Origin of the sequence: Enterobacter cloacae complex sp. I3 (genome assembly GCF_014896175.1) — a bacterium.
GTDB lineage: Bacteria > Pseudomonadota > Gammaproteobacteria > Enterobacterales > Enterobacteriaceae > Enterobacter > Enterobacter bugandensis.
On sequence record NZ_JADBQZ010000008.1, the window covers coordinates 113,011 to 133,973 of the forward strand.

Consider the following 20,963-nt stretch of genomic DNA (forward strand, 5'->3'; position numbering starts at 1 on the left):
ATGATGGAAAATTATAAACATAAAACGGTGTTACTGGACGAGGCCGTGAACGGCCTGAATATTCGTCCGGATGGCATCTACATTGATGGCACGTTTGGTCGCGGTGGTCACTCGCGTTTGATCCTCTCCCAGCTTGGAGAGGAAGGACGCCTGCTGGCAATCGATCGCGATCCGCAGGCGATTGCCGTTGCACAGACCATCAATGACCCACGCTTTTCCATCGTGCATGGACCTTTTTCTGCGCTCGCTGATTACGTGGCCGAGCGCGATCTCACGGGCAAGATCGACGGGATTCTTCTCGATCTTGGCGTATCTTCACCCCAGCTTGATGATGCAGAACGCGGCTTCTCCTTTATGCGCGACGGTCCGCTGGACATGCGTATGGACCCGACGCGCGGCCAGTCTGCCGCCGAATGGCTGCAGACCGCTGACGAAGCCGATATTGCCTGGGTGATCAAAACCTTCGGCGAAGAACGTTTTGGCAAGCGCATTGCGCGCGCCATCGTTGAGCGCAACCGCATTGAGCCGATGACCCGCACCAAAGAGTTGGCCGAGGTGATCGCGGCGGCAACGCCGGTGAAGGATAAGCACAAACATCCCGCGACCCGTACCTTCCAGGCGGTTCGCATCTGGGTAAACAGTGAACTGGAGGAAATAGAGCTGGCGCTAAAAAGCTCGCTCGACGTGCTGGCCCCGGGTGGGCGGTTATCCATCATCAGCTTCCATTCGCTGGAAGACCGCATTGTAAAACGCTTCATGCGTGAACAGAGCCGCGGTCCTCAGGTTCCCGCGGGGTTGCCGATGACGGAAGAACAACTCAGGAAGCTGGGGGGCCGTCAGTTGCGAGCATTAGGCAAGTTGATGCCGGGCGAAGAAGAGGTGGCAGAGAATCCACGTGCCCGTAGTTCAGTGCTGCGAGTTGCAGAGAGGACGAACGCATGATCGGCAGAGTGACAGAAACCCTAAGCAAAGTTAAGGGATCGTTAGGAAGCAACGAGCGCCATGCCTTGCCTGGCGTGATCGGCGACGATCTTTTGCGATTCGGGAAACTGCCACTCTGCCTGTTCATTTGCATCATTGTTACGGCAGTTACGGTGGTGACCACAGCTCACCATACACGTTTATTGACTGCGCAACGCGAGCAGCTGGTGCTGGAACGCGATGCGCTGGATATTGAATGGCGAAATCTGATCCTTGAAGAAAACGCGCTCGGCGATCACAGCCGGGTTGAACGGATCGCAACGGAAAAGCTGCAGCTGCAGCATGTTGATCCTTCCCAGGAAAATATCGTAGTACAAAAATAAGGGAACACGCGACGCATGAAAGCAGCGGCAAAAACGCTTAAACCAAAACGTCAGGAAGAACAGGCCAACTTCATCAGTTGGCGTTTTGCGTTGCTTTGCGGCTGCATTTTACTGGCGCTGGGTTTCCTGCTGGGACGCGTGGCGTGGTTGCAAATCATCGCCCCTGACATGCTGGTACGCCAGGGAGATATGCGCTCCCTTCGCGTTCAGGAAGTGTCGACTTCTCGCGGAATGATCACTGACCGTTCAGGTCGCCCGCTGGCGGTGAGCGTGCCGGTGAAGGCGATCTGGGCCGATCCGAAAGAGCTGCACGACGCCGGTGGCATCACGCTTGATAACCGCTGGAAAGCGCTTTCAGATGCGCTCAAAATGCCGCTGGATCAGCTAGCCTCCCGCGTCAACGCGAACCCGAAAGGGCGTTTTATCTATCTGGCGCGCCAGGTTAACCCTGACATGGCGGACTACATTCGGAAACTGAAGCTGCCGGGCATTCATCTGCGCGAAGAATCCCGTCGTTACTATCCGTCCGGAGAAGTAACCGCTCACCTCATCGGCTTCACCAACGTCGACAGCCAGGGGATTGAAGGCGTTGAAAAAAGCTTCGATAAGTGGCTCACCGGCCAGCCTGGCGAGCGAATTGTGCGTAAGGACCGCTACGGGCGCGTCATTGAAGATATCTCCTCTACGGACAGCCAGGCGGCGCACAACCTGGCTCTGAGTATCGACGAGCGCCTGCAGGCGCTGGTCTACCGCGAGCTGAACAACGCCGTGGCGTTTAACAAGGCAGAATCCGGCAGCGCCGTGCTGGTGGATGTCAGCACCGGAGAAGTGCTGGCTATGGCCAACAGTCCTTCCTACAACCCGAACAACTTTACCGGCACCGCAAAAGATGCGATGCGTAACCGGGCGATTACCGACGTGTTCGAACCCGGCTCCACGGTGAAGCCGATGGTGGTGATGACGGCGCTTCAGCGCGGTATCGTCAATGAAAACACGGTCCTGAACACGATCCCTTACCGTATTAACGGCCACGAGATTAAAGACGTGGCGCGCTACAGCGAATTGACCCTGACCGGGGTGTTACAGAAGTCGAGTAACGTCGGTGTTTCAAAGCTGGCGTTAGCGATGCCGTCCTCAGCGTTAGTAGAGACTTACTCACGTTTTGGACTTGGAAAGGCGACCAATTTGGGGTTGGTCGGAGAACGCAGTGGCTTATATCCTCAAAAACAACGGTGGTCTGACATAGAGAGGGCCACCTTCTCTTTCGGCTACGGGCTAATGGTAACCCCGTTACAGTTAGCGCGAGTCTACGCAACGATTGGCAGCTACGGCGTCTATCGCCCGCTGTCCATCACCAAAGTTGATCCACCGGTTCCGGGCGAGCGTATCTTCCCGGAATCCATCGTTCGTACCGTTGTGCACATGATGGAAAGCGTGGCGCTGCCGGGCGGCGGCGGCGTGAAGGCGGCCATCAAAGGCTATCGCATCGCCATTAAAACCGGTACGGCGAAAAAGGTGGGGCCAGACGGCCGCTACATCAACAAATACATTGCCTATACCGCAGGCGTTGCGCCTGCTAGCAATCCGCGTTTTGCGCTGGTGGTCGTGATTAACGATCCACAGGCGGGTAAATACTACGGCGGCGCCGTTTCCGCGCCTGTGTTTGGCGCCATCATGGGTGGCGTGTTACGCACCATGAACGTTGAACCAGATGCGCTGGCGACGGGCGAAAAAAGTGAATTTGTAATTAATCAAGGCGAGGGTACAGGTGGCAGATCGTAATTTGCGCGACCTTCTCGCTCCGTGGGTGCCAAATGCACCGGAGCGAGCACTGCGAGAGATGGTACTGGACAGCCGCGTGGCTGCTTCTGGCGATCTTTTTGTGGCGGTGGTTGGTCATCAGGCGGACGGGCGTCGTTATATCCCGCAGGCGATTGCGCAAGGTGTGGCTGCCATTATTGCTGAGGCTAAAGACGAGGCAACCGACGGTGAGATCCGTGAAATGCACGGGGTGCCGGTTATCTATCTCAGCCAGTTGAATGAGCGTCTCTCTGCACTGGCAGGACGTTTTTATCACGAACCTTCCGACCAGCTGCGTCTGGTTGGCGTGACGGGCACGAACGGAAAAACCACCACCACGCAGCTGATGGCGCAGTGGGCTCAGCTGCTGGGTGAAACCGGCGCGGTGATGGGGACCGTGGGTAACGGCCTGCTGGGCAAAGTGAGCCCGACGGAAAACACCACCGGTTCGGCGGTTGACGTACAGCACGTGCTTGCCGGTCTGGCAGGGCAGGGGGCAACCTTTGCCGCGATGGAAGTTTCTTCGCACGGCCTGGTACAGCACCGCGTCGCGGCACTGAAGTTTACTGCTTCAGTGTTCACCAACCTGAGCCGCGATCACCTTGATTATCATGGTGATATGGAGCACTACGAAGCCGCGAAATGGCTGCTGTTCTCTACTCACCATTACGGCCAGGCCATCATCAACGCCGACGACGAAGTGGGCCGCCGCTGGCTTGCGAAGCTGCCAGACGCGGTAGCGGTGTCGATGGAAGACCATATCAATCCGAATTGCCACGGCCGCTGGCTGAAAGCCGTTGACGTTAACTATCACGACAGTGGCGCGACGATCCGCTTTGCCTCTTCCTGGGGTGACGGTGAAATCGAAAGCCGCCTGATGGGGGCGTTCAACGTCAGCAACCTGCTGCTGGCGCTGGCAACGCTGCTGGCGCTGGGTTATCCGCTGGCGGAACTGCTGAAAACGTCAGCGCGTCTCCAGCCGGTTTGCGGCCGTATGGAAGTGTTTAGCGCGCCGGGCAAACCGACCGTGGTTGTCGATTATGCCCACACGCCGGATGCGCTGGAAAAAGCGCTGGAAGCGGCACGCCTGCACTGCACCGGTAAACTCTGGTGCGTCTTCGGCTGCGGTGGCGATCGCGACAAAGGTAAACGTCCCCTGATGGGCGCCATTGCGGAGCAGTTCGCGGACATTCCTGTGGTCACCGATGACAATCCGCGTACCGAAGAGCCGCGCGCCATCATCAACGACATTCTGGCGGGTATGCTGGACGCCGGTCGCGCCCGTGTGGTGGAAGGCCGCGCGGAAGCCGTGACAAACACCATCATGCAGGCAAAAGAAAATGATGTCGTTCTGCTGGCCGGTAAAGGTCATGAAGACTATCAGATTGTTGGCAATCGTCGTCTGGACTACTCCGACCGCGTAACGGCAGCGCGTCTGCTGGGAGTCGTCGCATGATTAGCATCACCTTAAGCCAGGCCGCTGCGGTACTGCACGGCGAGCTGCTGGGCCAGGATCTGACCACTGACGCGGTCACCACCGACACCCGTAAAGTGACCGCGGGCTGTCTGTTTGTGGCGCTGAAAGGCGAACGTTTTGACGCGCATGATTTTGCCGGACAGGCCAAAGAAAACGGCGCTGGCGCGCTGCTGGTCAGCCGCAGGCTGGATATCGATTTGCCGCAGATTGTGGTGAACGATACGCGTCTCGCGTTCGGTGAACTGGCCGCCTGGGTTCGTCAGCAGGTACCTGCTCGCGTTGTCGCGCTGACCGGGTCATCGGGCAAAACGTCAGTGAAAGAGATGACGGCGGCCATCCTCAGCCAGTGCGGTAATACGCTTTATACCGCAGGCAACCTCAATAATGACATCGGCGTGCCGATGACATTACTTCGCCTCACCAAAGAGCATGAGTTTGCGGTGATCGAGTTAGGGGCAAACCACCAGGGCGAAATCGCCTGGACCGTGAGCCTGACTCGCCCGGAAGCGGCGCTGGTGAATAACCTTGCGGCAGCGCATCTGGAAGGCTTTGGCTCGCTGGAAGGCGTGGCGAAAGCGAAAGGCGAAATCTACACCGGTCTGCCTGCTGACGGCATTGCCATTCTCAATGCCGACAACAACGACTGGCTGAACTGGCAGAGCATCATTGGCTCGCGTAAAACCTGGCGCTTCTCGCCGAACGCGGCCAACAGTGACTTTACCGCGACCAATATCCATGTGACGTCGCACGGTACGGAATTCACGCTTGCTACCCCAACGGGTGACGTAGACGTGCTGTTACCGCTGCCGGGACGCCATAACATCGCCAATGCGCTGGCGGCAGCGGCCTTGTCGACGGCGGTGGGAGCGTCACACGAGGCGATTAAAACCGGGCTGGCGAATTTGAAAGCCGTGCCGGGACGCCTGTACCCGATCCCGCTTGCAGAAAACAAATTGCTGCTGGATGACTCCTACAACGCGAACGTCGGCTCAATGACGGCGGCGGTGCAGGTGCTATCTGAAATGCCGGGCTACCGCGTCATGGTGGTTGGCGACATGGCGGAGCTGGGCGATGAAAGCGAAGCCTGTCATACCCAGGTGGGTGAAGCGGCGAAAGCGGCGGGACTGGACTGCGTGCTGAGCGCAGGAAAACTGAGCCAGGCGATTAGCCATGCCAGCGGCGTTGGCGAACATTTTGCCGACAAAGCCGCGTTGATTGAGCGCCTTAAGGCATTAATTACAGAAAAACAAATTGTGACAGTGTTAGTGAAAGGTTCACGTAGTGCCGCCATGGAAGAGGTTGTGCACGCATTACAGGAGAACGGGACATGTTAGTTTGGCTGGCCGAACATTTGGTCAAATATTATTCAGGCTTTAACGTCTTTTCATATCTGACGTTTCGCGCCATCGTCAGCCTGCTGACTGCGCTGTTCATCTCGTTGTGGATGGGCCCGCGCATGATTGCCCGTCTGCAAAAACTCTCTTTCGGCCAGGTCGTACGTAACGACGGTCCGGAGTCGCACTTCAGCAAGCGCGGTACGCCGACGATGGGCGGGATCATGATCCTGACCGCGATCGTCGTTTCCGTACTGCTGTGGGCCTATCCGTCTAACCCGTACGTCTGGTGCGTGCTGACCGTACTGGTGGGCTACGGCATTATCGGGTTTGTGGATGATTACCGTAAAGTCGTCCGCAAAGACACGAAGGGCCTGATTGCCCGCTGGAAGTATTTCTGGATGTCAGTGATTGCGCTGGGCGTTGCCTTCGCGCTGTATCTGGCAGGAAAAGATACGCCCGCCACCGAACTGGTGGTGCCCTTCTTTAAAGACGTGATGCCGCAGCTGGGGCTGTTCTACATCCTGCTGGCCTACTTTGTAATTGTTGGTACCGGTAACGCCGTTAACCTGACCGATGGCCTGGATGGTCTGGCGATTATGCCAACCGTCTTCGTGGCGGCTGGTTTTGCGCTGGTGGCGTGGGCGACCGGTAACATGAACTTTGCGAACTACCTGCACATTCCTTATCTGCGTCACGCGGGTGAGCTGGTGATCGTCTGTACGGCGATAGTCGGCGCGGGGCTGGGCTTCCTCTGGTTCAACACCTATCCGGCGCAGGTCTTTATGGGTGACGTCGGTTCTCTGGCTTTGGGCGGTGCGCTGGGCATTATCGCCGTGCTGCTGCGTCAGGAGTTCCTGCTGGTGATCATGGGCGGCGTGTTTGTGGTTGAAACCCTGTCGGTGATTTTGCAGGTCGGCTCCTTCAAGCTGCGCGGTCAGCGCATCTTCCGTATGGCGCCGATCCACCACCACTATGAACTGAAAGGCTGGCCGGAGCCGCGCGTGATTGTGCGCTTCTGGATTATTTCGCTGATGCTGGTGCTGATTGGCCTGGCAACGCTGAAGGTACGTTAATCATGGCAGATTACCAGGGTAAAAAAGTCGTTATCATCGGGTTAGGCCTCACTGGCCTCTCCTGCGTGGACTTTTTCCTTGCGCGCGGCGTGACGCCGCGCGTGATGGATACGCGTGTCTCTCCGCCGGGTCTGGACAAGCTGCCGGAACAGGTTGAACGCCACCTTGGTGGTCTGAATGATGACTGGCTGCTGGCAGCCGATCTGATTGTCGCCAGCCCGGGTATGGCGCTGGCGCACCCTTCACTGAGCGCTGCTGCGGATGCGGGCGTTGAGATTGTCGGCGATATCGAGCTGTTCTGCCGCGAAGCGCAGGCGCCGGTTATCGCGATCACCGGTTCTAACGGCAAAAGCACCGTCACTACCCTGGTGGGTGAAATGGCGAAAGCCGCAGGCATGAACGTAGGGGTAGGCGGCAATATCGGTCTGCCCGCGCTGATGCTGCTGGACAAAGGCTGCGAGCTGTACGTTCTGGAACTTTCCAGCTTCCAGCTTGAAACCACCTCCAGCCTGCATGCGGCGGCGGCAACGATCCTCAACGTGACGGAAGATCATATGGATCGGTATCCGTTTGGTCTGCAGCAGTATCGTGCGGCCAAGCTGCGTGTTTACGAAAATGCCAAAATTTGCGTGGTTAACGCCGACGACGCGCTGACCATGCCGGTGCGCGGCGCGGACGAGCGCTGCATCAGCTTTGGTATCACCATGGGTGATTATCATCTGAACCGCCAGCTGGGCGAAACCTGGCTGCGCGTGAAAGGTGAAAAGGTGCTGAACGTGAAGGAGATGAAGCTTTCCGGCCAGCACAACTATACCAATGCCCTGGCGGCGCTGGCGCTGGCAGATGCCGTAGGGCTGCCGCGCTCTTCCAGCCTGAAAGCGTTGACCACATTTTCCGGCCTGGCACACCGTTTCCAGCTGGCGCTGGAGCATAACGGCGTGCGCTGGATTAACGACTCCAAAGCGACCAACGTGGGAAGCACAGAGGCCGCGCTGAACGGTCTGCACGTTGACGGCACCCTGCATCTTCTGTTGGGTGGCGACGGCAAATCTGCTGATTTCTCCTCCCTGAAACAGTACCTCACCGGCGATAACATCCGCCTGTACTGCTTTGGCCGTGACGGCAGCGAGCTGGCTGAACTACGCCCGGAAGTTGCTGAGCAAACTGAAACGATGGAACAGGCGATGCGCCTGATTGCCCCGCGCGTGCAGCCTGGCGACATGGTTCTGCTCTCCCCGGCGTGCGCCAGCCTCGATCAGTTTAAGAATTTCGAACAGCGTGGCGATGTCTTTACCCGCCTTGCGAAGGAGTTAGGCTGATGCGTTTATCTCTCCCTCGCCTGAAAATGCCGCGCCTGCCAGGATTTGGAATTCTGGTGTGGCTGTTTGCGGCGCTGAAAGGCTGGGTGATGGCTTCACGGGATAAAGATTCCGATAGCCTGATTATGTACGACCGCACCCTGTTCTGGCTGACGCTGGGGCTGGCGGCGATCGGCTTTATCATGGTGACGTCGGCCTCTATGCCCGTTGGACAGCGTCTGGCGAACGATCCCTTCCTGTTCGCCAAGCGTGACGGGCTGTACATCATTCTGGCGTTCTGCCTGGCGCTGGTAACGCTTCGTCTGCCGATGGCGTTCTGGCAGCGCCACAGTACCGCGATGCTGATCGCCTCCATTATCATGCTGCTGATCGTGCTGGTTGTCGGGAGCTCCGTTAACGGGGCATCACGCTGGATCGCCTTCGGCCCGCTGCGTATTCAGCCTGCGGAGTTCACCAAGCTTTCGTTATTCTGCTACCTGGCAAACTACCTGGTGCGAAAAGTCGATGAGGTGCGAAACAACCTTCGCGGCTTCTTAAAGCCGATGGGCGTCATTCTGGTGCTGGCGATCCTGCTGCTGGCGCAGCCTGACCTCGGGACCGTTGTCGTACTGTTTGTCACCACGCTGGCGATGCTGTTCCTGGCAGGGGCCAAGCTGTGGCAGTTCATCGCCATTATCGGAATGGGAATATCAGCAGTGGTGCTGCTGATCCTCGCCGAGCCTTACCGTATCCGCCGCGTGACCTCGTTCTGGAACCCATGGGAAGATCCGTTCGGTAGCGGTTACCAGCTGACGCAGTCGCTGATGGCGTTTGGCCGCGGTGAAGTCTGGGGGCAAGGTCTGGGCAACTCGGTGCAGAAACTGGAGTATTTACCGGAGGCGCACACCGACTTCATCTTCTCCATTATTGGGGAAGAACTGGGTTATATCGGTGTGGTATTAGCGCTTTTAATGGTATTCTTCGTCGCTTTCCGCGCCATGTCGATTGGCCGAAAAGCGCTGGAGATCGATCACCGCTTCTCAGGCTTCTTAGCCTGCTCAATTGGTATCTGGTTTAGCTTCCAGGCACTGGTTAACGTCGGGGCCGCAGCGGGTATGCTGCCGACCAAAGGTCTGACGTTGCCGCTGATCAGCTATGGTGGTTCGAGCCTGTTGATCATGTCGACGGCCATTATGTTTTTGTTACGCATAGATTATGAGACGCGTCTGGAGAAAGCCCAGGCGTTTACACGAGGTTCACGATGAATCAACCGAAGCGGTTAATGGTGATGGCAGGCGGTACCGGTGGACACGTGTTCCCGGGGCTGGCGGTTGCGCACCATTTAATGGAGCAGGGCTGGCAGGTACGCTGGCTGGGAACCGCAGACCGCATGGAAGCCGACCTGGTACCGAAGCACGGTATTGAGATCGACTTTATTCGTATTTCCGGCCTGCGAGGCAAAGGCCTCAAGGCCATGCTGCTGGCGCCGGTGCGTATTTTTAATGCCTGGCGTCAGGCGCGCACCATCATGACGCGCTTTAAGCCCGATGTGGTGCTGGGTATGGGCGGCTATGTTTCTGGTCCCGGCGGGCTGGCCGCGTGGTCGTTAGGCATTCCCGTTGTTCTGCACGAGCAGAACGGTATTGCCGGTCTGACCAACAAGTGGCTGGCGAAAATCGCCACCAAAGTCATGCAGGCGTTTCCCGGTGCGTTTCCGAAAGCGGACGTGGTGGGTAACCCGGTGCGCGTCGACGTGCTGGCGCTGCCGCTGCCGGATGCCCGCCTGGCGGGACGTGAAGGCCCGGTTCGTGTTTTGGTCGTTGGTGGTTCTCAGGGTGCGCGCATTCTGAATCAGACAATGCCGCAGGTGGCGGCAAAGCTGGGTGATGCCGTGACTATCTGGCACCAAAGCGGTAAAGGCGCTCAGCAGACCGTTGAGCAGGCGTACGCTGATGAAGGCCAGCCGCAGCATAAAGTGACGGAATTTATTGACGATATGGCCGCAGCCTATGCCTGGGCCGATGTCGTGGTCTGCCGCTCTGGCGCGCTGACGGTGAGCGAAATCGCCGCCGCCGGCTTGCCAGCGCTGTTCGTGCCGTTCCAGCACAAAGACCGACAGCAGTACTGGAACGCGCTGCCGCTTGAGAAAGCCGGCGCGGCGAAAATTTTTGAGCAGCCACACTTTACCGCCGATGCGGTCGCCACCACCCTGGCGGGCTGGAACAGAGACGCACTGCTGGAGATGGCACAGCGCGCGCGCGCTGCCGCTATCCCGGATGCGACAGAACGGGTGGCAAAAGAAGTGAGTCTGGCAGCCCAGGCTTAACCCTCGCAGCGCGTGTTGCGCTGCACGAATTTTAAGTAGTCGATGGCGTTTAGAGAATGAATACACAACAACTGGCAAAACTGCGTTCAATCGTGCCCGAGATGCGTCGCGTCCGGCACATTCACTTTGTTGGCATCGGTGGTGCCGGCATGGGCGGTATTGCCGAAGTGTTAGCTAACGAAGGTTATCAGATCAGCGGGTCTGACCTGGCGCCAAACCCTGTTACGCAGCAGCTGGCGTCGCTTGGGGCGACTATCTATTTCAACCATCGCCCGGAAAACGTGCGCGATGCAAGCGTGGTGGTGGTATCGAGCGCCATCTCCTCTGACAATCCGGAAATCGTTGCCGCGCACGAAGCGCGCATTCCAGTGATCCGCCGCGCAGAAATGCTGGCGGAACTGATGCGGTTCCGTCACGGCATTGCGATTGCCGGTACCCACGGTAAAACCACGACCACGGCGATGGTTTCCAGCATTTATGCGGAAGCGGGTCTCGATCCGACGTTTGTCAACGGCGGTCTGGTGAAAGCCGCAGGCGTCCATGCGCGTCTGGGCCACAGCCGTTATCTGATTGCGGAAGCGGATGAGAGCGACGCGTCGTTCCTGCACCTGCAGCCGATGGTGGCGATTGTCACCAACATCGAAGCCGACCATATGGATACTTACCAGGGCGACTTCGAAAACTTAAAGCAGACTTTCATCAACTTCCTGCACAACCTGCCGTTTTATGGACGTGCGGTAATGTGCGTGGACGACCCGGTGATCCGCGAGCTGCTGCCGCGCGTCGGTCGTCAAATCACCACCTACGGCTTCAGCGAAGACGCTGACGTCCGCGTGGAAGAGTACAAACAGATTGGTGCGCAGGGGCATTTCACTCTGGCGCGTCAGGACAAAGAGCTGCTGCACGTCACGCTGAATGCGCCAGGGCGCCATAACGCACTTAACGCCGCAGCGGCCGTGGCTGTTGCGACGGAAGAAGGCATTGATGATGAGGCGATCCTGCGTGCGCTGGAAAGCTTCCAGGGGACGGGGCGTCGCTTCGACTTCCTCGGCGAGTTCCCGCTGGATGCGGTGAATGGTAAGCCAGGTACCGCGATGCTGGTGGACGACTACGGTCACCATCCGACGGAAGTGGACGCGACCATCAAAGCCGCACGCGCGGGCTGGCCGGAGAAGAATCTGGTGATGATCTTCCAGCCGCACCGCTTCACGCGTACCCGCGATCTGTATGACGATTTCGCCAGCGTGCTGTCACAGGTGGATACCCTGCTGATGCTGGATGTTTACGCCGCTGGCGAAACGCCAATTCCAGGCGCAGACAGCCGTTCCCTGTGTCGTACCATCCGCGGGCGCGGTAAAGTTGACCCTATTCTGGTTTCTGACCCGGCACAGGTGGCGGAAATTCTGGCACCGGTCCTGACCGGAAACGATCTCATCCTGATTCAGGGTGCGGGAAATATCGGCAAGATCGCCCGTACCTTAGCTGAAATCAAACTGAAGCCGCAAACCCAGGAGGATGAGCATCATGGCTGATAAGATTGCAGTCCTCTCTGGCGGCAACTCCGCCGAGCGCGAGGTTTCTCTGAATTCCGGCGCTGCCGTGCTGGCGGGTCTGCGTGAAGGCGGCGTAAACGCACATATTGTCGATCCAAAAGAGGTCGACGTGACGCAATTAAAAGCGATGGGCTTCGATAAGGTCTTTATCGCGTTACATGGTCGTGGCGGTGAAGACGGAACCCTGCAAGGGCTTCTGGAGCTGATCGGCCTGCCTTACACCGGCAGCGGCGTGATGGCATCCGCCATCTCTATGGATAAACTGCGCAGTAAGTTACTCTGGCAGGGAGCGGGTTTACCCGTTGCGCCGTGGGTGGCGCTGACGCGCGGCGAATTTGAATTGGGCCTGTCGGACAGCGTTAATACACGCATTGCGGCACTGGGCTTACCGGTTATTGTAAAGCCGAGCAGGGAAGGGTCGAGCGTCGGGATGTCAAAGGTCGATAAAGCTGAAGATTTAACATCTGCTTTAGCGCTGGCATTTCAACACGATGAAGAAGTTCTGATTGAAAAATGGCTCAGCGGGCCGGAATTTACCGTCGCGATGCTTGGCGAAGAAATTTTACCGTCAATTCGCATCCAACCCGCCGGAGTCTTCTATGATTATGAGGCGAAGTATCTCTCTGATGAGACGCAATATTTCTGCCCTTGTGGTCTTGAAGCAGAGCGCGAAGCCGAATTACAGTCCCTGGTGCTTAAAGCCTGGAATGTTTTGGGCTGCAGCGGCTGGGGACGCATTGATGTGATGCAGGACAATGACGGGCAGTTTTATCTGCTGGAAGCCAATACCTCACCGGGAATGACCAGCCACAGCCTTGTGCCGATGGCGGCGCGTCAGGCGGGAATGAGCTTCTCGCAGTTAGTCGTACGTATTCTGGACCAGGCGGGCTGATATGTCTCAGGCTGCATTGAACACGCGCAACCGCGATGACGAAGAAGAATACACTTCTTCACGCCGGAGTAATGGAACGCGTCTTGCAGGAATAATTTTCCTGCTCGGGGTGCTGTGCACCGTGTTTATCAGCGGCTGGATGGTGCTGGGCTGGATGGAAGACGCACAGCGGTTGCCGCTGTCAAAGCTGGTGGTGACCGGCGAGCGTCACTACACGCGTAACGATGATATTCGCCAGTCTATTCTGGCGCTGGGATCGCCCGGCACCTTTATGACGCAGGACGTCAATATTATCCAGAGCCAGATTGAACGTCTGCCATGGATAAAACAGGCGAGTGTCAGAAAACAATGGCCTGATGAATTGAAGATTCATCTGGTTGAATATGTGCCCATTGCGCGTTGGAATGATCAGCACATGGTTGACGTAGATGGAAATTCCTTCAGCGTCCCGAGCGATCGTGTCAACAAGCAAAATTTACCGATGTTGTATGGCCCTGAAGGCAGCGAAAACGAAGTATTGCAGGGTTTTCGTGAAATGGGGCAGGTGCTGGCGAAGGACAGGTTTACGTTAAAAGATGCTGCGATGACGGCGCGCCGCTCCTGGCAGCTGACGTTGACGAACGGCATTAAGCTCAACCTGGGACGCGGCGACACAATGAAACGTCTTGCGCGTTTTGTAGAACTTTACCCGGTTTTACAACAGCAGGCGCAGGCGGACGGCAAACGGATAAGCTACGTTGATTTGCGCTATGACTCAGGCGCAGCAGTCGGTTGGGAGCCGGCTCCGGTCGAGGAACCTAATCAGCAACAGAATCAGGCACAGGTACAGGCAGAACAACAATGATCAAGGCGACGGACAGAAAACTGGTAGTTGGACTGGAGATTGGCACCGCGAAGGTTGCCGCTTTAGTAGGGGAAGTTCTGCCCGACGGTATGGTCAATATCATTGGCGTGGGCAGTTGCCCGTCCCGTGGTATGGATAAAGGTGGGGTAAACGACCTTGAGTCGGTGGTGAAATGCGTACAGCGCGCCATCGACCAGGCTGAATTAATGGCAGATTGCCAGATTTCTTCTGTCTATCTGGCCCTTTCTGGCAAGCACATTAGCTGCCAGAACGAAATCGGTATGGTGCCGATTTCTGAAGAAGAAGTGACGCAGGAAGACGTTGAAAACGTTGTGCATACGGCGAAGTCCGTGCGCGTTCGCGATGAGCATCGCGTGCTGCACGTGATCCCGCAGGAATATGCGATTGACTACCAGGAAGGGATCAAGAACCCGGTTGGTCTGTCTGGCGTGCGTATGCAGGCAAAAGTGCACCTGATCACATGTCACAACGATATGGCGAAGAACATCGTAAAAGCCGTTGAACGTTGTGGCCTGAAAGTTGACCAACTTATTTTCGCCGGTCTGGCGGCAAGTTATTCCGTGCTGACCGAAGACGAACGTGAACTGGGTGTCTGTGTGGTGGATATCGGTGGTGGTACAATGGACATGGCCGTGTATACCGGCGGTGCGCTGCGCCACACTAAAGTGATCCCTTACGCAGGGAACGTTGTGACCAGCGATATTGCTTACGCTTTTGGTACGCCACCGAGCGATGCAGAAGCGATTAAAGTACGCCACGGCTGTGCGCTGGGGTCTATCGTTGGTAAAGATGAGAGCGTTGAGGTGCCGAGCGTGGGCGGCCGTCCGCCGCGTAGCCTGCAGCGCCAGACGTTGGCAGAGGTAATTGAGCCGCGCTATACCGAGCTGCTCAACCTGGTCAACGAAGAGATTTTACAGCTTCAGGAACAGCTTCGTCAGCAGGGCGTTAAGCATCATCTTGCGGCGGGGATTGTATTAACCGGCGGTGCAGCGCAAATTGAAGGTCTTGCGGCCTGCGCTCAGCGCGTGTTCCATACGCAGGTGCGTATTGGTGCGCCGCTGAATATTACCGGTTTAACGGATTATGCTCAGGAGCCTTACTATTCAACGGCTGTGGGCCTGCTTCACTACGGGAAGGAATCTCATCTCAGTGGTGAAGCGGAAGTGGAAAAACGCGTCTCAGTGGGGTCGTGGGTCAAACGACTGAACAACTGGCTGCGAAAAGAGTTTTAATTTTTTAAAGAGACCGGAGAGAATTAGCGGTCTCGGGCGACAGGCACAACGGAGAGAGAAATTATGTTTGAACCTATGGAACTGACCAACGACGCGGTGATTAAAGTCATCGGCGTCGGTGGCGGCGGCGGTAACGCCGTAGAGCATATGGTGCGTGAACGCATTGAAGGTGTTGAATTCTTCGCAGTTAACACCGATGCGCAGGCACTGCGTAAAACGGCAGTTGGCCAGACTATCCAGATCGGCGGTGGCATCACCAAAGGGCTGGGCGCTGGGGCTAACCCGGAAGTCGGTCGCAACGCGGCTGAAGAAGATCGTGAAGCCCTGCGTGCTGCACTGGAAGGTGCGGACATGGTCTTCATCGCAGCAGGCATGGGCGGCGGTACCGGTACCGGTGCAGCACCTGTCGTCGCTGAAGTCGCTAAAGATTTAGGTATCCTGACCGTTGCTGTCGTGACCAAGCCTTTCAATTTTGAAGGCAAGAAGCGTATGGCTTTCGCGGAGCAGGGTATCACCGAGCTGTCCAAGCATGTTGACTCGCTGATCACCATCCCGAACGACAAGCTGCTGAAAGTTCTGGGTCGCGGTATTTCCCTGCTGGACGCCTTCGGCGCAGCAAACGACGTGCTGAAAGGCGCGGTCCAGGGTATCGCAGAACTGATTACCCGTCCTGGCCTGATGAACGTTGACTTTGCAGACGTTCGCACCGTGATGTCCGAAATGGGCTACGCGATGATGGGCTCTGGCGTGGCGAGCGGCGAAGACCGTGCGGAAGAAGCGGCTGAAATGGCTATCTCTTCTCCACTGCTGGAAGATATCGATCTGTCCGGTGCGCGCGGCGTGCTGGTCAACATTACCGCTGGCTTTGACCTGCGTCTGGATGAGTTCGAAACCGTGGGTAATACCATCCGCGCGTTCGCTTCTGACAACGCGACCGTGGTAATCGGTACTTCCCTTGACCCGGAAATGAACGACGAGCTGCGTGTTACCGTTGTTGCGACCGGTATCGGTATGGACAAGCGTCCTGAGATCACTCTCGTGACCAACAAGCAGACTCAGCAACCGGTAATGGATCGTTACCAGCAGCACGGTATGTCTCCTCTGACTCAGGAGCAAAAACCGGCCGCGAAAGTGGTGAACGACCCAACGCCGCAAACGGCAAAAGAGCCAGATTATCTGGACATCCCGGCGTTCCTGCGTAAGCAAGCTGACTAAGAATTGGCTGGAATTTGGGGATTTGCGCTCTTTGTGCTAAACTGGCCCACCGTTAGTGATATACACTCTCGGTTGGATAGTTAATTTGGCGAGATTATACGATGATCAAACAAAGGACACTTAAACGTATCGTTCAGGCGACGGGTGTCGGTTTACATACCGGCAAGAAAGTCACACTGACGTTACGCCCTGCGCCGGCCAATACCGGGGTCATCTATCGTCGCACCGACTTGAATCCACCGGTAGATTTTCCGGCCGATGCCAAATCTGTGCGTGATACAATGCTCTGTACTTGTCTGGTGAACGAGCATGACGTGCGGATTTCTACCGTAGAGCACCTGAACGCCGCCCTGGCGGGTCTGGGTATCGACAACATTATTGTTGAAGTCGATGCGCCAGAAATCCCGATTATGGATGGTAGTGCTGCGCCGTTCGTTTATCTGTTGCTGGATGCCGGCATCGAAGAACTGAACTGTGCGAAGAAATTTGTTCGCATCAAAGAGACCGTTCGCGTCGAAGATGGCGACAAGTGGGCTGAATTCAAACCTTACAATGGTTTCTCGTTGGACTTTACCATCGACTTTAACCATCCGGCGATTGACTCCAGCACCCAGCGCTACGCGATGAACTTCTCTGCTGATGCGTTTATGCGCCAGATCAGCCGCGCACGTACGTTTGGCTTCATGCGTGATATCGAATATCTGCAGTCCCGCGGCCTGTGCCTGGGCGGCAGCTTCGATTGTGCCATCGTTGTTGACGATTATCGCGTACTGAACGAAGACGGCCTGCGTTTTGAAGATGAATTCGTTCGTCACAAAATGCTGGATGCGATTGGCGACCTGTTCATGTGTGGTCACAACATCATTGGTGCATTTACCGCGTTCAAATCCGGTCATGCACTGAACAACAAATTGTTGCAGGCCGTCCTGGCAAAACAGGAAGCCTGGGAATATGTGACCTTTGAAGACGAAGCGGAACTGCCGCTGGCGTTCAAAGCACCGACTATGGTCCTGGCGTAACGGTTAACGCCGTTTCGTAAGAAAAGCGACTGGTTCACCTGGTACTCTCTCCGACCAGGGAAGCCAGTCGTTTTTATTTCTACCCTTCTTTGATTTGCCCCTCTACTCCCTGGCCATTGTCGGGTGCCGAATAACGGTGTGTTCGCTGCATTATTGACCGTTTTTACCTGCTGCAAGGTGTCATTCCTGCTGCTGCGTATTGGCTTTAGTGGTAATATCTGGGCGCTAAAAAAGAATAATTGAACTCAGCCTGCACTGGCGGGCGATTGTGGTGGAGCAAGTGAGCGGAATACTGACGCGCTGGCGACAATTTGGCAGACGTTACTTCTGGCCGCATCTCTTATTAGGGATGGTCGCGGCGAGTTTCGGCTTGCCTGCGCTCAGCAACAGTGCGGAAGCGGCGGCGCCAGCACGTTCCACGACAACTAAACACGATCTCTCGACGCGGGTTAACTTTACTAATCTCGCGTGGCTTGAAGCCAGCCGTCGTCCTAATTTCTCCGTTGATTACTGGCAGCAGCACGCCATCCGCACGGTTATTCGTCATCTGTCGTTCGCGATGGCGCCGCAGACGATGCCTGTTGCTGAAGAGTCGCTGCCGGTTCAGGCTCAGCATCTTGCCCTGCTCGATACGCTTAATGCGCTTCTGACGCAGGATAACCAGCCGCCCGTGACCGTGAGTCAGACGGCGCAAACCTGGTTTGTTCCTCCTGTATCATTCTCCGTTTCGACATGGATTAGCCAGGTTCACGGCATCCGTGCCGGGCCTCAACGCCTCAGCTAAATTAACCTTTTTCAATACCTTAATTTATCTGCCCGTCTGGGGCGTTTGAGAATTTATTATGCTAATCAAATTATTAACCAAAGTTTTTGGTAGTCGTAACGATCGTACCCTGCGCCGTATGCGCAAAGCTGTAAACGTCATCAACGGTATGGAACCGGCGATGGAGAAGCTCTCTGATGATGAGCTGAAGGCGAAAACTGCGGAGTTCCGCGCACGCCTGGAAAAAGGCGAAACCTTAGAGAGCCTGATCCCGGAAGCATTCGCCGTGGTGCGTGAAGCGAGTAAACGTGTGTTCGGCATGCGTCACTTCGACGTTCAATTGCTGGGCGGTATGGTGCTTAACGAACGCTGCATCGCGGAAATGCGTACCGGTGAAGGTAAAACCCTGACCGCAACGCTGCCGGCTTACCTGAATGCACTGACCGGTAAGGGCGTTCACGTCGTTACCGTCAACGACTATCTGGCCCAGCGTGATGCCGAAAACAACCGTCCGCTGTTCGAATTCCTCGGCATGACCGTCGGCATCAACATGTCCGGACTGCCGGCACCCGCCAAGCGCGAAGCCTACAACGCGGACATCACCTACGGCACCAACAACGAATACGGCTTCGACTACCTGCGCGACAACATGGCGTTCAGCCCGGAAGAGCGCGTCCAGCGTAAGCTGCACTATGCGCTGGTGGATGAGGTTGACTCCATTCTGATCGATGAAGCGCGTACCCCGCTGATCATCTCCGGCCCGGCCGAAGACAGCTCTGACATGTACCGTAAAGTCGACAAAATCATTCCACACCTGCTGCGTCAGGAGAAAGAAGACTCCGATACCTTCCAGGGTGAAGGCCACTTCTCCGTAGATGAAAAAGCGCGCCAGGTGAACCTGACCGAACGCGGTCTGGTGAAAATCGAAGAGCTGCTGGTGGCTGAAGGCATTATGGAAGAAGGTGAGTCTCTGTACTCTCCGAGCAATATTATGCTGATGCATCACGTAACCGCCGCGCTGCGTGCCCACGCGTTGTTCACCCGCGACGTTGATTACATCGTGAAAGACGGTGAAGTCATCATTGTCGATGAACACACCGGCCGTACCATGCAGGGTCGTCGCTGGTCCGATGGCCTGCACCAGGCGGTGGAAGCGAAAGAAGGCGTGGACATTCAAAACGAAAACCAGACGCTGGCCTCAATCACCTTCCAGAACTACTTCCGTCTGTATGAGAAGCTGGCGGGGATGACCGGTACCGCAGATACCGAAGCGTTTGAATTCAGCTCCATCTACAAGCTGGATACCGTGGTTGTGCCAACCAACCGTCCGATGATCCGTAAGGATATGCCGGACCTGGTGTACATGACCGAAGCGGAAAAAATTCAGGCGATCATCGAAGATATTCGCGACCGTACTGCCAATGGTCAGCCGGTTCTGGTGGGGACCATCTCCATCGAGAAATCCGAGGTGGTTTCCAATGAGCTGACCAAAGCAGGCATCAAGCACAACGTTCTGAACGCCAAGTTCCACGCTAAAGAAGCGGACATTGTTGCTCAGGCGGGCTATCCGGGAGCCGTGACCATCGCCACCAACATGGCGGGTCGTGGTACCGATATTATGCTCGGCGGTAGCTGGCAGGCTGAAGTCGCTGAGCTGGAAAACCCAACGCCAGAGCAGATCGAGCAGATCAAAGCCGACTGGCAGGTGCGTCACGACGCGGTGCTGGCATCCGGTGGTCTGCACATCATCGGTACCGAGCGTCACGAATCTCGTCGTATCGACAACCAGCTGCGTGGCCGTGCGGGCCGTCAGGGTGATGCCGGTTCTTCCCGCTTCTACCTGTCTATGGAAGATGCGCTGATGCGTATTTTCGCCTCCGACCGCGTGTCCGGCATGATGCGTAAGCTGGGCATGAAGCCTGGTGAAGCCATTGAGCACCCATGGGTGACTAAAGCGATCGCTAACGCCCAGCGTAAAGTGGAAAGCCGCAACTTCGATATTCGTAAGCAGCTGCTGGAATATGATGACGTGGCCAACGATCAGCGTCGCGCGATCTACACCCAGCGTAACGAACTGCTGGACGTGTCCGACGTGAGCGAAACCATCAACAGCATCCGCGAAGATGTGTTCAAAGCCACCATCGACGCGCATATTCCACCGCAGTCTCTGGAAGAGATGTGGGACGTTGAAGGCCTGCAGGAACGTCTGAAAAACGACTTCGATCTCGATCTGCCAATCAAAGAGTGGCTGGATAAAGAGCCTGAGCTGCATGAAGAGACCCTGCGCGAACGTATCTTTGAAACCGCGCTGGAGGTTTATAAGCGTAAGGAAGAAGTGGTTGGCGCTGAGATGATGCGTCACTTCGAAAAAGGCGTGATGCTGCAGACGCTGGACTCCCTGTGGAAAGAGCACCTGGCGGCGATGGACTACCTGCGTCAGGGTATCCACCTGCGCGGCTATGCGCAGAAAGATCCGAAGCAGGAATACAAGCGTGAATCCTTCTCCATGTTTGCCTCTATGCTGGAGTCACTGAAGTACGAAGTGATCAGCACCCTGAGCAAGGTTCAGGTGCGCATGCCGGAAGAAGTGGAAGCGATGGAGCAGCAGCGCCGTGAAGAAGCTGAGCGTCTGGCGCAGATGCAGCAGCTGAGCCACCAGACTGACGAAAGCGAAGCCGCAGCAGCGATCGCCGCGCAGACCGGCGATCGTAAAGTCGGTCGTAACGATCCGTGCCCGTGTGGTTCCGGTAAAAAATACAAGGCGTGCCACGGCCGCCTGAGCTAAGAACATAACTAACTCAAAAGGCGC

Annotated in this window: 17 protein-coding genes; all 17 read left to right on the forward strand. The window is 56.5% G+C overall.

The window, feature by feature from the left end; genetic code table 11:
- A complete protein-coding gene (rsmH, locus tag IM271_RS08060; protein WP_045259453.1) occupies positions 1-942 on the forward strand; it encodes a 16S rRNA (cytosine(1402)-N(4))-methyltransferase RsmH in 942 nt (313 codons plus the stop codon).
- Entirely contained in the window at positions 939-1,304 is a 366-nt protein-coding gene (gene ftsL, locus IM271_RS08065) for a cell division protein FtsL (protein WP_006173860.1), read from the forward strand. Before rsmH ends, ftsL begins: the two co-directional genes overlap by 4 nt.
- A 15-nt stretch (positions 1,305-1,319) precedes the next feature.
- A complete protein-coding gene (locus tag IM271_RS08070; RefSeq protein WP_028015504.1) occupies positions 1,320-3,086 on the forward strand; it encodes a peptidoglycan glycosyltransferase FtsI in 1,767 nt (588 codons plus the stop codon).
- Positions 3,073-4,560, forward strand: a complete 1,488-nt coding sequence (murE, locus tag IM271_RS08075) for a UDP-N-acetylmuramoyl-L-alanyl-D-glutamate--2,6-diaminopimelate ligase (protein WP_193052424.1) — start codon at positions 3,073-3,075, stop codon at positions 4,558-4,560. Before IM271_RS08070 ends, murE begins: the two co-directional genes overlap by 14 nt.
- A complete protein-coding gene (murF, locus tag IM271_RS08080; RefSeq protein WP_136343954.1) occupies positions 4,557-5,915 on the forward strand; it encodes a UDP-N-acetylmuramoyl-tripeptide--D-alanyl-D-alanine ligase in 1,359 nt (452 codons plus the stop codon). Before murE ends, murF begins: the two co-directional genes overlap by 4 nt.
- Positions 5,909-6,991, forward strand: a complete 1,083-nt coding sequence (gene mraY, locus IM271_RS08085) for a phospho-N-acetylmuramoyl-pentapeptide-transferase (RefSeq protein WP_008501985.1) — start codon at positions 5,909-5,911, stop codon at positions 6,989-6,991. Before murF ends, mraY begins: the two co-directional genes overlap by 7 nt.
- A 2-nt stretch (positions 6,992-6,993) precedes the next feature.
- Positions 6,994-8,310, forward strand: a complete 1,317-nt coding sequence (gene murD / locus IM271_RS08090) for a UDP-N-acetylmuramoyl-L-alanine--D-glutamate ligase (protein ID WP_063154807.1) — start codon at positions 6,994-6,996, stop codon at positions 8,308-8,310.
- Positions 8,310-9,554 carry a cell division protein FtsW gene (gene ftsW / locus IM271_RS08095; RefSeq protein ID WP_028015508.1) on the forward strand — a complete coding sequence of 415 codons (1,245 nt, stop codon included), beginning with the start codon at positions 8,310-8,312 and terminating at the stop codon, positions 9,552-9,554. Before murD ends, ftsW begins: the two co-directional genes overlap by 1 nt.
- Entirely contained in the window at positions 9,551-10,615 is a 1,065-nt protein-coding gene (gene murG, locus IM271_RS08100) for an undecaprenyldiphospho-muramoylpentapeptide beta-N-acetylglucosaminyltransferase (protein WP_059357870.1), read from the forward strand. The genes ftsW and murG overlap by 4 nt, the downstream gene beginning before the upstream one ends.
- A 56-nt stretch (positions 10,616-10,671) precedes the next feature.
- Complete coding sequence (gene murC, locus IM271_RS08105) at positions 10,672-12,147, forward strand: UDP-N-acetylmuramate--L-alanine ligase (protein WP_028015510.1); 1,476 nt, start codon at positions 10,672-10,674, stop codon at positions 12,145-12,147.
- Positions 12,140-13,060, forward strand: coding sequence for a D-alanine--D-alanine ligase (locus IM271_RS08110; protein ID WP_041911244.1), 921 nt, complete (start codon positions 12,140-12,142; stop codon positions 13,058-13,060). Before murC ends, IM271_RS08110 begins: the two co-directional genes overlap by 8 nt.
- Position 13,061: 1 nt before the next feature.
- A complete protein-coding gene (gene ftsQ, locus IM271_RS08115; protein ID WP_045259458.1) occupies positions 13,062-13,904 on the forward strand; it encodes a cell division protein FtsQ in 843 nt (280 codons plus the stop codon).
- Positions 13,901-15,157 (forward strand): cell division protein FtsA, encoded by a 1,257-nt coding sequence (gene ftsA / locus IM271_RS08120; protein WP_006173845.1) that lies wholly within the window; start codon positions 13,901-13,903, stop codon positions 15,155-15,157. The genes ftsQ and ftsA overlap by 4 nt, the downstream gene beginning before the upstream one ends.
- 63 nt (positions 15,158-15,220) lie before the next feature.
- Positions 15,221-16,372: a cell division protein FtsZ gene (gene ftsZ, locus IM271_RS08125; RefSeq protein WP_008501978.1), complete on the forward strand. Its 1,152-nt coding sequence runs from the start codon at positions 15,221-15,223 to the stop codon at positions 16,370-16,372.
- 101 nt (positions 16,373-16,473) lie between these two features.
- Positions 16,474-17,391, forward strand: a complete 918-nt coding sequence (gene lpxC, locus IM271_RS08130; RefSeq protein ID WP_006810110.1) for a UDP-3-O-acyl-N-acetylglucosamine deacetylase — start codon at positions 16,474-16,476, stop codon at positions 17,389-17,391.
- 280 nt (positions 17,392-17,671) lie between these two features.
- Complete coding sequence (gene secM / locus IM271_RS08135; RefSeq protein WP_193052425.1) at positions 17,672-18,175, forward strand: secA translation cis-regulator SecM; 504 nt, start codon at positions 17,672-17,674, stop codon at positions 18,173-18,175.
- A gap of 58 nt (positions 18,176-18,233) precedes the next feature.
- The gene (gene secA, locus IM271_RS08140; protein ID WP_048957883.1) at positions 18,234-20,939 is read left to right on the forward strand and encodes a preprotein translocase subunit SecA; all 2,706 of its coding nucleotides are present in this window, start codon (positions 18,234-18,236) and stop codon (positions 20,937-20,939) included.
- Positions 20,940-20,963: the final 24 nt, after the last annotated feature.